This window comes from Paenibacillus sp. FSL F4-0125 (genome assembly GCF_038008565.1).
GTDB lineage: Bacteria > Bacillota > Bacilli > Paenibacillales > Paenibacillaceae > Paenibacillus_AQ.
Window position 1 is genome coordinate 1,359,751 of the sequence record NZ_JBBOZJ010000001.1, and the last position, 12,683, is coordinate 1,372,433.

At 44.8% G+C, this 12,683-nt stretch carries 12 protein-coding genes; 9 read left to right on the forward strand and 3 right to left on the reverse strand.

What is annotated here, in order from left to right:
* The first annotated feature begins 215 nt into the window (after window positions 1-215).
* On the forward strand, window positions 216-1,733 hold the full coding sequence (locus NST74_RS06040; protein ID WP_341110952.1) for a M14 family metallocarboxypeptidase: 1,518 nt from the start codon (window positions 216-218) through the stop codon (window positions 1,731-1,733).
* A gap of 209 nt (window positions 1,734-1,942) precedes the next feature.
* Here NST74_RS06040 and NST74_RS06045 read toward each other — a convergent pair whose 3' ends face one another.
* Window positions 1,943-2,842, reverse strand: a complete 900-nt coding sequence (locus tag NST74_RS06045; protein WP_341110954.1) for an NAD(P)-dependent oxidoreductase — start codon at window positions 2,840-2,842, stop codon at window positions 1,943-1,945.
* A gap of 234 nt (window positions 2,843-3,076) precedes the next feature.
* On the opposite strand from NST74_RS06045, the gene NST74_RS06050 reads away from it, so the two are divergent.
* The 3 genes from NST74_RS06050 to NST74_RS06060 all read left to right on the forward strand — a co-directional run bounded on the left by NST74_RS06050 (window position 3,077) and on the right by NST74_RS06060 (window position 5,783).
* Window positions 3,077-4,432: a glucose-6-phosphate isomerase gene (locus NST74_RS06050; RefSeq protein ID WP_042124930.1), complete on the forward strand. Its 1,356-nt coding sequence runs from the start codon at window positions 3,077-3,079 to the stop codon at window positions 4,430-4,432.
* 132 nt (window positions 4,433-4,564) lie between these two features.
* The gene (locus NST74_RS06055) at window positions 4,565-5,197 is read left to right on the forward strand and encodes a YigZ family protein (protein ID WP_341115835.1); all 633 of its coding nucleotides are present in this window, start codon (window positions 4,565-4,567) and stop codon (window positions 5,195-5,197) included.
* Window positions 5,198-5,201: 4 nt separating this feature from the next.
* On the forward strand, window positions 5,202-5,783 hold the full coding sequence (locus NST74_RS06060; RefSeq protein WP_042124932.1) for a TetR/AcrR family transcriptional regulator: 582 nt from the start codon (window positions 5,202-5,204) through the stop codon (window positions 5,781-5,783).
* Between the two features lie 143 nt (window positions 5,784-5,926).
* Here the strand turns inward: NST74_RS06060 and NST74_RS06065 are convergent, their stop codons facing one another.
* The gene (locus NST74_RS06065; RefSeq protein WP_341110956.1) at window positions 5,927-6,328 is read right to left on the reverse strand and encodes a secondary thiamine-phosphate synthase enzyme YjbQ; all 402 of its coding nucleotides are present in this window, start codon (window positions 6,326-6,328) and stop codon (window positions 5,927-5,929) included.
* A 206-nt stretch (window positions 6,329-6,534) separates the two neighbouring features.
* Here NST74_RS06065 and cysT point away from each other — a divergent pair, with 206 nt between their 5' ends.
* From cysT to NST74_RS06090, 5 genes are all read left to right on the forward strand, one after another.
* Window positions 6,535-7,350 (forward strand): sulfate ABC transporter permease subunit CysT, encoded by an 816-nt coding sequence (cysT, locus tag NST74_RS06070; protein WP_341110957.1) that lies wholly within the window; start codon window positions 6,535-6,537, stop codon window positions 7,348-7,350.
* Window positions 7,347-8,144: a sulfate ABC transporter permease subunit gene (locus NST74_RS06075; protein WP_341110958.1), complete on the forward strand. Its 798-nt coding sequence runs from the start codon at window positions 7,347-7,349 to the stop codon at window positions 8,142-8,144. The genes cysT and NST74_RS06075 overlap by 4 nt, the downstream gene beginning before the upstream one ends.
* Window position 8,145: 1 nt before the next feature.
* Window positions 8,146-9,210, forward strand: coding sequence for a sulfate/molybdate ABC transporter ATP-binding protein (locus NST74_RS06080; RefSeq protein WP_042124940.1), 1,065 nt, complete (start codon window positions 8,146-8,148; stop codon window positions 9,208-9,210).
* 217 nt (window positions 9,211-9,427) lie between these two features.
* Window positions 9,428-10,495 (forward strand): sulfate ABC transporter substrate-binding protein, encoded by a 1,068-nt coding sequence (locus NST74_RS06085; RefSeq protein WP_341115836.1) that lies wholly within the window; start codon window positions 9,428-9,430, stop codon window positions 10,493-10,495.
* Window positions 10,496-10,626: 131 nt separating this feature from the next.
* Entirely contained in the window at window positions 10,627-11,418 is a 792-nt protein-coding gene (locus NST74_RS06090) for an MBL fold metallo-hydrolase (RefSeq protein ID WP_042124943.1), read from the forward strand.
* Between the two features lie 42 nt (window positions 11,419-11,460).
* Here the strand turns inward: NST74_RS06090 and NST74_RS06095 are convergent, their stop codons facing one another.
* Window positions 11,461-12,672, reverse strand: a complete 1,212-nt coding sequence (locus NST74_RS06095) for a sugar efflux transporter (protein WP_341110960.1) — start codon at window positions 12,670-12,672, stop codon at window positions 11,461-11,463.
* Window positions 12,673-12,683 lie beyond the last annotated feature (11 nt).

Below are 12,683 nucleotides of genomic sequence, written 5' to 3' on the forward strand. Positions count from 1 at the left end.
TATAGAAATGAAGAAGTATCCCGGCTGCCTCGGCAGCCGGGATACTTCTTTTTGTGTAGGCAGGATAGAGCAAAAAACCAAAAGAAAATATGCAATTATTTAAAAAAGATTAATATAATTAATTTATTGACTAAAATATGACATTCTCATATACTTCCAATATCAATTTAGTAGACTGATATTTTTATCAGTAGACAGATATAGGAGATGACAACATGAGAAAGTCAGATTTTCGTAAGGGAATACATAAGATTACACTATTGCTGCTCAGTTGTGTGCTGCTGGTAACTGTATTCGTAACAGCAGCGCCGGTTCAGGCAGCAAAGAATATAGTGAATCCAAATCAAGTCTATTCTTATAACTTAATGAAAAGGGACATTGAGAGGTTAGTGCAGGAATACCCCGATCTGGTAATGTCCGAATCTTTAGGACAGTCTCCTTATGGACGGGATTTGTGGGCGGTGAAGTTAGGCAGAGGAGAATCAGTGCTATTTCTTAACGGTTCACATCATGCTAGAGAGTGGATGACAACTAGTTTATTGATGAAAATGCTCGATACGTATGCCCAGGCCTATAAAACTAATGGGAAAATAGGGGGCTATAACGTACGCAGTTTGCTTGATCAAGTCAGCATTTGGATCGTTCCGATGGTTAATCCGGATGGCGTTACTTTATCCCAACAGGGCACTGAAGGTCTTTCAGCCAATATGGCCAAAACGCTGCTAAAATATAATGGGAACAGCACGAATTTTACTCGTTGGAAAGCAAATATGCAGGGAATTGACCTTAACCGTCAATATCCGGCTAACTGGAACACCATAAAGAATACGGCTTCAAGTCCTTGGTATCAGAATTATAAAGGGAAGAAGCCAGCTGAAACCTCTGAAGTGCAGATGATGATAGAATTGACGGAAAGAATTGATCCGGAAGTAACAATTTCATATCACAGCTCTGGTGAAATCATATTTTGGAATTTTAATTCTCTCAGCAGCAATCTAAACCGCGATAAAACAATAGCTCGGACGCTTGGTAATCTGACAGGTTATTCTCTAGTAGCTCCGGAGAAGAATCCTTCCGGGGGTGGTTATAAAGATTGGTTCATTCAGAAGTATGGCCGTCCCGGGTTCACTATAGAAATTGCAAGTTATGTGGGTGAGACCAATGTTCCCTTAAGACAGTTTGATAAGATCTGGTCAGAGAATAAAGAGGTTGGGCTTTACTCTGCGCTACAATCCTATTCCTTATGGCTGAATAAGCAGAAGCCTCAATATCCTCAGCGATCCATGAGTTTGCTGTCGGGAACGGAACTTTATACTAAAATTGGAGCTTCAACAGGAGGTATCAATCTGCAGCCGCAAATGCTTCAAGTGATTGCGAAGAAGGGCGATTGGTATCAGGTTCAAGCAGCGGAAGGACTGGGATGGATTCATCCTTCTCCGGGAAAGCTTGTTATCGTCGAGGAAATATTGGCGAATGCTGAATTCCAGCAAAGTATACCTGCTTATAAGTACCCAGATACATACGCTCCTAAAGTGGTCTCTCTCAATACGCAGTCCGTCCAGGTCAAGGGAAGATGGGGCACCTGGTTATTAGCCACTACCCCGAGCGGGAGCTGGTGGATTGATGGACGTAAGGCAAAGCTCGTTTGGCCGATAGAAGAGACTGTGCAGGAACCGGCTATTGACGCCGGAATAACAGGCGAAGAACAACCTGATCTTATAACTACTCCATAGTAGTACATACATATTTGCAGTAACAGTAAAGGGGTCTCAAGCCAAGTTCATTCTTGGCTTGAGACCCCTTCTAGAAATATAAGGATAAAATATAAGTTTCACACTATACTTTATCCTTATATTTCTCGTATAAACGCTTATCGTCCTAATAAGGACGTCGAAGCCGTTCTTGCTTGATAATCCTTTTTTCGATATGAATCTTATATCTATTACTGGTCTGCTTTACCGCCGATTTTCTGCCCGATCCATTCTTCATAGGATTTGACCACTGCGGACAGATCCTCATCAGCGAAGCCGTGGTTGAATCCTGCCTGAAACATGCTCTTAGCTACACCGAGCATAGGGGTAGGCACGCCAGTGGAGTCGCTTAGCGAGGAAGCCAGCTTAAGATCTTTCAGCATAAGACCAAGAGAGAACTGATTGCTGAAATCATTATCGATAATTTTCTGACCCTTCAGTTCGGCTTGCTTGCTGCCCGCAGAGCCATTCTTAACAAGCTCCAGGAATTTATCGGCAGGCACACCGGATTTGACAGCGATGGAGAAGCCTTCAGCTAGAGCGACATTGTGAATGCCAACCATTGCATTATGTGCCAGCTTCGCTGCAGCACCGCTGCCGTTGTCGCCCATATGCAGGAGTAGCCGGCCCATAGAATCGAAGATATCGCGATGCTGTTCTATAACTTCAGCATTGCCGCCAACCATGAACACCAAGGTTCCGTCAATAGCTGCCGGTTTGCTACCAGTTACTGGTGCGTCTAGGAAATGTCCGCCGCGAGCTTCTACAGCAGTGGCGATTTCGTGAACTAGTCCCGGAGAAATGGTGCTGGAATCAATAATCAAGCCGCCTGGCTTAAGTGTATCGAGAATCCCATCCTGACCATAAAACACTTCACGAACCGAATCATCATTACTGATCATGGTAATAATAACATCCTTACCTTCAGCGGCAGCACGTGGTGTAAGAGCAGTCTGAGCACCTTCTGCTTCAAGAGGTTTACATTTAGCTGCCGTACGGTTGTACACCGTCACCTGAAAGCCGCCGCGAAGCAAGTTGGAAGCCATTGGCGCTCCCATTGTTCCGAGTCCGATAAAACCGATTTGTTTCATTTGTATAGCCACCTTCCGTTTTCTTTATTCTATCACGGCACTTAGGCTAGCACCACAGCTCGGCCATGCCTATTGACGCGGGAAACGCTTCCATGAAACTTTCGAAAACTTGGTTCTAAAGCCCGGGATGTGCCCTAAGACCTTGCCAGTCAAGGCAAATTAAAGTATCCTAATTATAAAGTTGTAACAAGCGGTTTCAAATTTAAAGAGATAAACAGGAGGTTTCCATTACCGATGTCTAAGAAGATTAATTTTGACTACACCAAAGCCCTTTCTTTCTTCAACCAACAAGAAATTGACAACCTTGCCGCTCCAGTTAAGTTAGCACACGAACAGTTGCATAATAAGACTGGTGTAGGTTCCGACTATCTTGGATGGATTGATCTTCCATCAGCGTATGATAAGGAAGAATTCGCACGCATTCAGCAAGCTGCCAAGAAGATCCAGAGCGATTCCGAAGTACTGATTGTAATTGGTATTGGCGGTTCTTATCTGGGAGCACGCGCAGCGATTGAAGCGCTCTCGCATTCTTTTTACAATAACCTTTCTAAAGATAAGCGCAAAACTCCAGAAGTTTATTTCGCGGGTAACAACATCAGTTCTACATACATCACGCATTTGCTTGATCTAGTAGAAGGCAAAGACTTCTCCGTGAACGTAATCTCCAAATCCGGAACTACAACTGAGCCAGCCATTGCTTTCCGCATTTTCCGCGCAGCTCTGGAGAAGAAATATGGCAAGGAAGAAGCTCGCAAACGTATTTACGCTACTACAGACAAGGAAAAAGGTGCCCTTAAGAAATTGGCTACTGAAGAAGGTTATGAATCCTTCATCATTCCAGACGATGTAGGCGGACGTTACTCCGTATTGACACCTGTAGGCTTGCTTCCAATCGCTGTAGCAGGTATTAACATTGAAGAGATGATGCAAGGTGCTGCTGCCGCTGCGGATGAGTTCAATAATCCGGATGTAGCTACTAACCAAGCTTATCAATATGCTGCAGTTCGTAATGCTCTGTATCGTAAAGGTAAGACAACTGAAATCCTCGTTAACTATGAGCCTTCCCTACACTTTGTATCCGAGTGGTGGAAACAATTGTTTGGCGAGAGCGAAGGTAAGGATTTCAAAGGAATTTATCCTTCTTCCGTTGATTTCTCTACGGATCTACACTCCATGGGTCAATTTATCCAAGAAGGTAACCGTAATATCTTTGAAACGGTAATCCAAGTAGATCAAGTGGCTCATCATGTGACCATTGAGAACGATCCAGATGATCTGGATGGCTTGAACTTCTTAACAGGAAAGACTATGGATTTCGTAAATAAGAAGGCTTTCCAAGGTACAATGCTTGCGCATACAGATGGTCAAGTACCTAACCTTATCGTTACTATTCCTGATCAAACACCATACACATTTGGTTATTTGGTTTACTTCTTTGAAAAAGCTTGCGGCATCAGCGGTTACCTGCTCGGTGTTAATCCATTCGACCAACCAGGCGTGGAAGCATATAAGAAGAATATGTTCGCGCTGCTTGGCAAACCGGGTTACGAAAAAGAAAAGGCAGAGCTGGAAGCAAGACTTACAGAATAGTATTGCAGCAGTATTTTAGAGACCATTCATACTAGTGTAAGTCACCAGGAGCAGTCCATAGGTAATCCAATACCGGGGACTGCTCCTGACATTATATAAAGACATCATATGTATATAAGGACTGGAATAATTATGTTAGAACAATATCGGACGGTGCGCTCTTCCGGCTCCAAGGAAGTCGTAATCCGCAAATCTCGCTTCATTGGTCATGTTATGCCGGTTGAGAATGAAGAAGAAGCAATGTTGTTTATCGAAGACATTAAGAAGAAACATCGGGACGCAACGCATAACTGTTCTGCTTATGTGATTGGGGAGAGAGACGAAATCCAGAGGCAATCGGACGACGGGGAGCCGAGTGGAACAGCCGGCAAACCGATTTTGGAAGTAATTCGCAACCAGGGAGTTAAAAATGTCGCAATTGTTGTTACCCGTTATTTCGGAGGCATAATGCTGGGTGCCGGAGGGCTGATTAGAGCTTATACGGATGGAGCAGTGCTTGCGCTTGAAGCAGGAGAAGTAATCACCCGTGTGCTAAGACGAGAGGTATTCGTAGAAATTGATTACACTTGGCTAGGCAAGGTTGAGAACGAACTTCGGGGAAGAGGTATTCAAACCGGCGAGACTTTATTCACCGATAAAGTAACGTTGTTATGTTTACCGCGAAATGATGAGGGAGACGCATTTATGGCATGGATAACAGATCTAACCCAAGGGCAAGCCTTGGTAACGGAAGGGCGGCGGATTTACTACAGCGAAGGGGATTAGGTATATGGCAAGGAGAGCAGTGGAGCAGGAGTTGTCGAGGGAAAGAATATTAGAGGCCGCTAGGCATCTGTTTATTACCAAAGGGTATCGAGCGATTTCAATGCGAAGCATCGGTCAGCATTTGGGGTACAGCCACGGCTCTCTCTATTATCATTTTAAAGAGAAGGCGGAGTTGTTCTACGCCATTGTTGTCGAAGATTTTAATCATGTGGCTGCTTTACTGAGCCAAGTAATGAATAAGCCACCTGAAGAAGGCATGACTCGAGTAGAGCAGCTGATTATGGAGTTTATACGGTTTGGAATAGATCATCCTTATCAATATGAGATTATGTTCATGATTCGTGATGAAGAGCTACTAGCTTATTGTAGGGCAGAGCAGGGACGATGTTTTGATTTATTCTCAAGTATTGTACGCCGTCATATGAAGGAAGAGGGATATGTGTCCGAGGATTGGCAGAATGTGCCGCTAACCTTGTTCTTATCCGCTCACGGATTTATTTCTTATTATATCCAAGATAAAGTATCATTTGAGGATGTAAAAGAGGCAGCATCAGCTCATATCAAGGTTTTATGTCGCAGCCTTTAACATGCTGTTTTTTTTATAAGTTTATACTTTAAAGCTGTGCATTGGTATAACACTGCTTCTCTGCTTGGTCAAAGTAATATTTCATTCTAGTTATATTTTAATGGCCGCTCCGGGGCATAACGGAGCGGCCATTTGTATATTGTTTATCCCTCAATAATTTTTAAGAAACATTGTCTTCGTCTTGGTCCATCGAACTCACAAAAATAAATACCCTGCCAACGTCCAAGTAATACTTCGCCATCATGGATGATTATACTTTGGGAAGGTCCTGTGGTAATAGATTTAAGGTGTGAGGCAGTATTGCCTTCAGCATGCCGATACTTCGGATGCTCCCAAGGGTAGACTTCATTCAAACGCATCAGAACATCATGCCTCACATCAGGATCTGCATTCTCATTGATTGCAATTCCTGCGGTGGTATGTGGACAATAAACTACGATCACACCGCTTTGCACTCCGCTTTTTTTCACAAAAGAAATGACTTCACGAGTAATATCCCGTAATTCATCCCGTTTCGTTGTAGTAATCTCCAGTGTATGCAGCATAATCATTCCCCTTCCTGTGATGTGCCACTTTTTCCTATACTTTATTATATATATTTTACCCCAAATTCACTTGAAAGTAATTGACGGCAGCGAGAAGGATTTGGTAAAGTAGTAATATTATAAAACCAAGTATATAAATAGGAATAATTAATGAAGTTGTTGATTAGTATACCGACCGGTTAGCCGGAGGTGGGAGGGCAAAATCATTGAATTCGCTGCTTAGACACAAAGGTTGGACTTGGGGTTTCCGAACGACAATTTTGCTCTATTTTGTAGTATTGATCGTGCTGCCTATACTTGGGGTCTATTACAACTCTTTTTCACTGGGTTTCGGCAATTTTGTGGAAAGCATAAGCGACCCGATTGCCTGGAAGTCGGTGCTGTTAACCTTAAAGCTGGCGATCATCGCTACTTTAATTAATGTCTTTTTAGGAACAATGATTGCTTGGGTTCTTATTCGTTATCAATTCATGGGTAAAGCATTGCTTAACAGTCTTGTGGATTTACCATTTGCGCTGCCGACAGCAGTTGGTGGTTTGATGATTTTGCTCTTGCTCGGGCCTGGTAGTCTTATCGGCAAGGCTGCAGAAGCGCTTGGTTTTGAAATTGTTTTTCATCAACCGGCAATTGTAATTGCTATGGTCTTCGTAACCTTTCCTTTCGTGATTCGAGCGGTTCAGCCCTTGCTGGAGGAACTTGATCCTTCCGAAGAGGAAGCGGCTTATACAATGGGTGCCAAGGGAACTAGAGTCTTCTGGCATGTTATTCTCCCCTCTATGGCTCCTGGGATGATCAGCGGTGGAATGCTTGCCTTCTCGCGGGCACTTGCTGAATTCGGTGCTGTAGTCCTCGTAGCAGGCAATATTCCAGGTCGTACTCTCGTATCTTCTGTTTTTATTTTTGGTGAAGTTGAAAGTGATAATCCGGTTTCTGCAGCAGCGGTTTCTGTCATTCTCTTGACCTTATCTTTTCTCATTCTTTGGCTCATTAATATGCTGCAGATGAGGGGGAGACGCTCATGAGAAAATTGTGGATCGGACTCACTTACTTGGTGTTTTTCCTGCTAATAGCTGCACCGCTAGGAAAAATGGCTATAGGTGCTTTTAGTGAAGGATTCGGTGGTTTCTGGAATGCTCTGACTAGGCCTGAAGCGCTGCATGCGCTAATGATGACTGGGCTTGTTGTGATAGTAGTAACGTTATTAAATACTTTGTTCGGAATTATGATGGCTCTGTATCTTGTTCGGGCGAACTGGATAAATAGACGTCTAAAGGGCTTGCTTAACAGTATTGTTGATTTGCCTTATGCTGTGTCCCCTGTTATTGGCGGGCTGATGATTGTCCTGTTGCTGGGTCCGGATAGTGCCTTGGGTGCGATTTTTGAAGGGATTGGGCTGAAGATAGTATATGCGATTCCCGGAATGATCATTGCCACCTTGTTCGTAACCTTTCCTTTAATGGTGCGTGAGGTGATGCCGGTGCTACAGGAGATTGGATCACAGCAGGAGGAAGCTGCTTCTACATTGGGCGCTCGTGGCTGGACTATTTTCTGGAAGGTGACTTGGCCTTCGATTCGTTGGGCGGTTGTGTATGGGATCATTCTTACGGTGGCGCGTTCACTAGGAGAGTTCGGCGCGGTGCTCGTGGTCTCGGGTAACATTATGAACAAAACCCAGACGGCAACGACGCTAGTCTATCAGGATGTTGAGAATTTTAATGTAACGGCTGCTGGAGGAATAGCGCTAGTTCTGGCTGCATTTTCCGCAGGTCTACTGTTGTTGATGGAATGGACCAAGAGAAGAAAGGAAGTGCAGTAATATGCATGTTGAAGTGCGGGGATTAAATAAGCATTTTGGAGATTTTCACGCGGTCAAGGATGTCAATTTCACTATTACAAAAGGTCATCTGATTGGACTGCTCGGCCCGAGTGGTGGCGGTAAAACCTCAATTCTTCGTATGCTTGCCGGGCTGGAAACACCGGATAATGGCGAGATTATTTTTCATGGTCAGACAGTTAACAATCTTCCTCCTCAGGAGCGCGGGATCGGCTTCGTCTTTCAGAACTATGCATTATTTAAGCACATGACTGTTTTTGATAATATTGCATTTGGATTAAAAGTTAAAAAGGCCAGCAAAACTGCGATTCGTGACCGTGTTATGGAACTGGTGGAGCTTACGGGGTTAAAAGGCTTTGAGAAGCGTTATCCGCATCAGCTATCTGGTGGACAACGTCAGCGTGTGGCATTTGCTCGTGCACTCGCACCTGAGCCACAGCTACTGCTCTTAGATGAGCCTTTCGCAGCTATCGATGCGAAGATCCGTCAGGAGCTGCGTGCTTGGCTGCGTGAGCTGATTGAGCGTGTAGGTATCACTTCGATCTTCGTAACGCATGACCAAGACGAAGCGATAGAAGTAGCAGATGAGATTATGATCATCAACCAAGGACAGTTGGAACAAAAGGGAACACCGTGGGACATTTATAAGGAGCCTAAAACACCGTTCGTGGCAACTTTTATCGGAGAGTCGACACTGATTGAAGATGCTTCTGAGGTGAAAGGCTTTAAAGGCGCTGGAGACGGTAAACCTACCAAGGCACTTATTCGTCCTGAGTATATTGAAGTGGGTAACCTGCATGAGTTCAAGATGGCTTCAGCTACGGAAAAAGGGGTCGTAAAGCATTTGCATTTCCGTGGAAGTGAATGGCTTGTTGAGGTTGAAGTTAATGGTCATAAGCTGGTCACTTACCGTTCCTTGGAGAAAGAAACATTACAGCCGGGGCAGGATATCTCAGTCCTTGTGCACCGGGCTTACCTGTTTAATGATGAGCGAAGCTGGATCCAGGAGAACAACCTGAAAGAAGATCCGATGCCGATTTTTATTTAAAAATAAATAAAATGATTTTCAATTTTTTTGAAAGTAGCAAATGTGATGAGCTAGGATTAGAGGAACTGAAGTATTGGTATAGAGTAATGGAGTGGAAGTCCAAACATTCGGCGTAATTACGGCAAATACTGAACGTTGGTTATTAGAACTTGGCTTAATCATTGGAGCTACTTTTAAAGAGACTTTAAAATCATTATCTCAAAGGATGTGGGCCGCAATGAATTTCATAAGGAGCAGACAACTGCACGGATGTTTTGCTGCCCTAATGCTGGCCATACTCACGCTGGCGGCAGTCGGTTGCGGGAATGAGAAGGCGGTTACGACGATGGCAGATCCCTCTAAGCCAGGGGATGTCACGCTGGTCGTTGGCGCATACAGTGTGGCTAAGGATGCGATGAAAGATATTTTACCGTTATTTGCAGCACAGTGGAAAGCGGATACTGGTCAGGAGATTAGTTTTCAGCAGTCTTATGAAGCTTCCGGAACACAGGCACGTGCAATTGTGGGGGGATTCGAAGCGGATGTTACACTGCTAGCCATGGAAGGTGATGTCGAGAAGCTGGTTAAGGCTGGACTCGTCGCGCCAACGTGGAAAGAGCAGGGTGAACAAGGCATGGTGACACGTTCGGTAGTCGCACTTGGTACCCGTGAGGGAAACCCCAAAGGAATTCACGATTTTACGGACTTAGCCAAGCCGGGAGTAAAAGTGTTATACCCAAATCCCAAAACATCCGGTGGTGCGCAATGGGATATCAACGCCATCTATGGGGCTGGTTTGAAGCTGTCAGAGGAGCAAGAGGGGGTTAAGGATCCGGCAGCAGCCAAAGCTTTTTTGGAAAGTGTACATGCCAATGTGGAGTCTCTGGATAAGAGCGGACGTGCATCCATGGCTGCCTTCGAGTATGGAGTGGGTGATGTCATCGTCACCTATGAGAATGAACTGCTGGCCCGGATTGCTCAGGGTGTTAAATATGAAGTCATTATTCCTAAAAATACAATTCTGATTGAGAACCCGGCGGCTGTCGTTGAGAAGTATGCGGATGAGCATGGGACTCGCGCGGCGGCAGAAGCATTAGTTGATTTCTTGATAACCCCACAGGCACAAGAAATCTTCGCAAAATATGGTTTTCGCCCCGTAGATAAACAGGTCTATGCAGAGAACAAAAGCCGTTACCCCGATCCAGCGGGCCTCTTCGATATTAATTATTTAGGCGGCTGGGATGAGGTGCGAAGCACACTTTATTCCAAGCGGGGAATTTGGTATCAGGTACTTGCAGGAATATAGATCAGGGTGTATGAAGAGAGTCATCCCAGCAGGTCATCTGCGCAAGGGATGGCTTTTTTTGGTGAGCATCTTTAAGATAGACATATAATAATTTAAGACTACCTTGATGGGAACTGAAGGAGAGATGGGCTATGGATACGTTGGTGTTTTTGGGTACTGGGGATGCCATGGGTGTTCCTCGGGTATATTGCAGCTGCGAGACCTGCACAGAAGCAAGGGAACAGGGAAGCAATATAAGGCTGCGTTCCTCTGTACTTATAGATAATGGCAGTGACTTTCTAGTGATTGATTGCGGACCAGACTGGCGACGTCAGATGGAGGCGCAGGGAGTACGGAATATGCGAAGACTGCTGGTGACTCACGCTCATTTTGATCATATTGGTGGGCTGCCGGAATGGGCCGATGCTTGTCGATGGACGGGCATTAAGGGTGAACTCTATACTCCGGCAGAAGTCATTCCCATTATCGAGCGGCAATACCCTTGGCTGCGAAATCACATCGAGATGATTCCCTGTGATGAAGGTATAGAGCTGGACGGCTGGAAGATAGATACCTGGAAAGTAAACCATGGGAAGAATGGATACTCGTACGCTTTTCGGCTAGAGAAGGAGGACTACACATGGGTGTATTGTCCTGATTCCATATCTCTTGGGGCTGAGGAGACACGTCTGATGCATGGAGCCGACCTGCTGGTCCTTGGTACAAGCTTCTATTACGAAGCGGCAGAGCTATCCACTCGTTCTGTGTACGATATGACGGAGGCGGCGGAGCTGCTGCAAATCGTTAAGCCTACAAAGGCAGTATATACTCATATGTCGCATGATGTGGATATGAGACAGTCATATATTTTGCCGGAGAATGTTACACTGGCACAGACAGGTACGAGAATTCCACTACACAAAAAGCCCTTCTCTTCACATTAGAAGAGAAGGGCTTAAAGGACAAAGATAGAGCCAATAAACAGGTTAAACGGTTAATTTATCTGATTCATGTACAGGTTGACGTCCGCTTACCGCAAGCATGATTAAGGCAATAGTGATGAGTACAAAACAGAGTACGAATGAATACCGGTAACCTACAAGAGTGGCTAACCCCCCGCCAACAAGACTGCCAATCAATCTGCCGATCGTGGATGAATTAGAGTACAGTGTAGATGCATACCCAGGCATGCTTGGAAGCAGATCCTGGATGTAGCTAATGCCAATCGCTGAAATAACAGCAACGAAAACGGCGAGTAGAACTTGGGCTGCAAGCATCTGCCACATCGCGCCAGAGAGAATGACAACGAGATAATAAGCGCCGCCTAGAATCGCCCCACACATCATCAAGGATCGATTACTGTACTTTGCACTGAGTAGACCTAGCATAATCATAAATGGAATTTCCAGCGCAGCACATATACTGCTGACTAGACCGACATCGCTTGTCGTTCCCCCTAGATTGTTTGTAATAAAGAGGGCTGTATTAATGCTACTCGTCCAGTGCGCTACATACATGAGTATCAGAATCAGAAAAGGCAGCAGAATATTACGGTTCTGAACGAGCCGGAAGCTTCTTACTTTTACTTCAGCCTTGTTGCTGCTCAGCTCTGTATTTGATTTGAGAAATAAGAAAACGAGTAAGGCAACAAGAAGGAAGACTCCGATTGTACCCGAGAAAATCCCCTTAAACCCAACAGCAGCGATTAGCAGGGTGCCGATTAAAGGGCCTGTAATAAAGCCGAGAGAGAAAGCAGAGCGCAAGGTAGAATTCGCAAACGCTGTATCATTAAAATCACTTTTATTCACTGCTTCTCTAGCAATGGCGAACAGTTGAGGCATCCCTGGTGCACCGAGAGCGGTGAACACAATCATATAGATGAACAAGATCGTAAAATCCTGAATGAGCAAGTACCCGCCAAAAGCCAGAGCATTACAGAGCGTGGCAACAAGATAAATATGTTTTCGATTCAAGCCGAGATCAGAGCGTCTCCCGATAAGCGTACTAATCCATATGCCGGCAACTAATGTGGTAGCTAGAAAAACACCAAACATCCCGACAGATACGCCAAGCTGTTCCGTGAAATAAATGGATAAGAAGGGTGTGCTGAGTGAAATCCCCATTCCCTGCAGTAGCATACACAAAAAGAGTAAGGCATAAGAGGGAATTGAAAATAGTGCAGTAAGTCTTTTGCTCATGTTGTGAAGTT

What these genes read in the sequence shown, in the direction of transcription:
- NST74_RS06040 (WP_341110952.1), top strand. Translation starts at nt 216, where the DNA reads ATGAGAAAGTCAGATTTTCGTAAGGGAATACATAAGATTACACTATTG.
- NST74_RS06045 (WP_341110954.1), bottom strand. Translation starts at nt 2,842, where the DNA reads ATGAAACAAATCGGTTTTATCGGACTCGGAACAATGGGAGCGCCAATG.
- NST74_RS06050 (WP_042124930.1), top strand. Translation starts at nt 3,077, where the DNA reads ATGTCTAAGAAGATTAATTTTGACTACACCAAAGCCCTTTCTTTCTTC.
- NST74_RS06055 (WP_341115835.1), top strand. Translation starts at nt 4,565, where the DNA reads ATGTTAGAACAATATCGGACGGTGCGCTCTTCCGGCTCCAAGGAAGTC.
- NST74_RS06060 (WP_042124932.1), top strand. Translation starts at nt 5,202, where the DNA reads ATGGCAAGGAGAGCAGTGGAGCAGGAGTTGTCGAGGGAAAGAATATTA.
- NST74_RS06065 (WP_341110956.1), bottom strand. Translation starts at nt 6,328, where the DNA reads ATGCTGCATACACTGGAGATTACTACAACGAAACGGGATGAATTACGG.
- NST74_RS06075 (WP_341110958.1), top strand. Translation starts at nt 7,347, where the DNA reads ATGAGAAAATTGTGGATCGGACTCACTTACTTGGTGTTTTTCCTGCTA.
- NST74_RS06080 (WP_042124940.1), top strand. Translation starts at nt 8,146, where the DNA reads ATGCATGTTGAAGTGCGGGGATTAAATAAGCATTTTGGAGATTTTCAC.
- NST74_RS06085 (WP_341115836.1), top strand. Translation starts at nt 9,428, where the DNA reads ATGAATTTCATAAGGAGCAGACAACTGCACGGATGTTTTGCTGCCCTA.
- NST74_RS06090 (WP_042124943.1), top strand. Translation starts at nt 10,627, where the DNA reads ATGGATACGTTGGTGTTTTTGGGTACTGGGGATGCCATGGGTGTTCCT.
- NST74_RS06095 (WP_341110960.1), bottom strand. Translation starts at nt 12,672, where the DNA reads ATGAGCAAAAGACTTACTGCACTATTTTCAATTCCCTCTTATGCCTTA.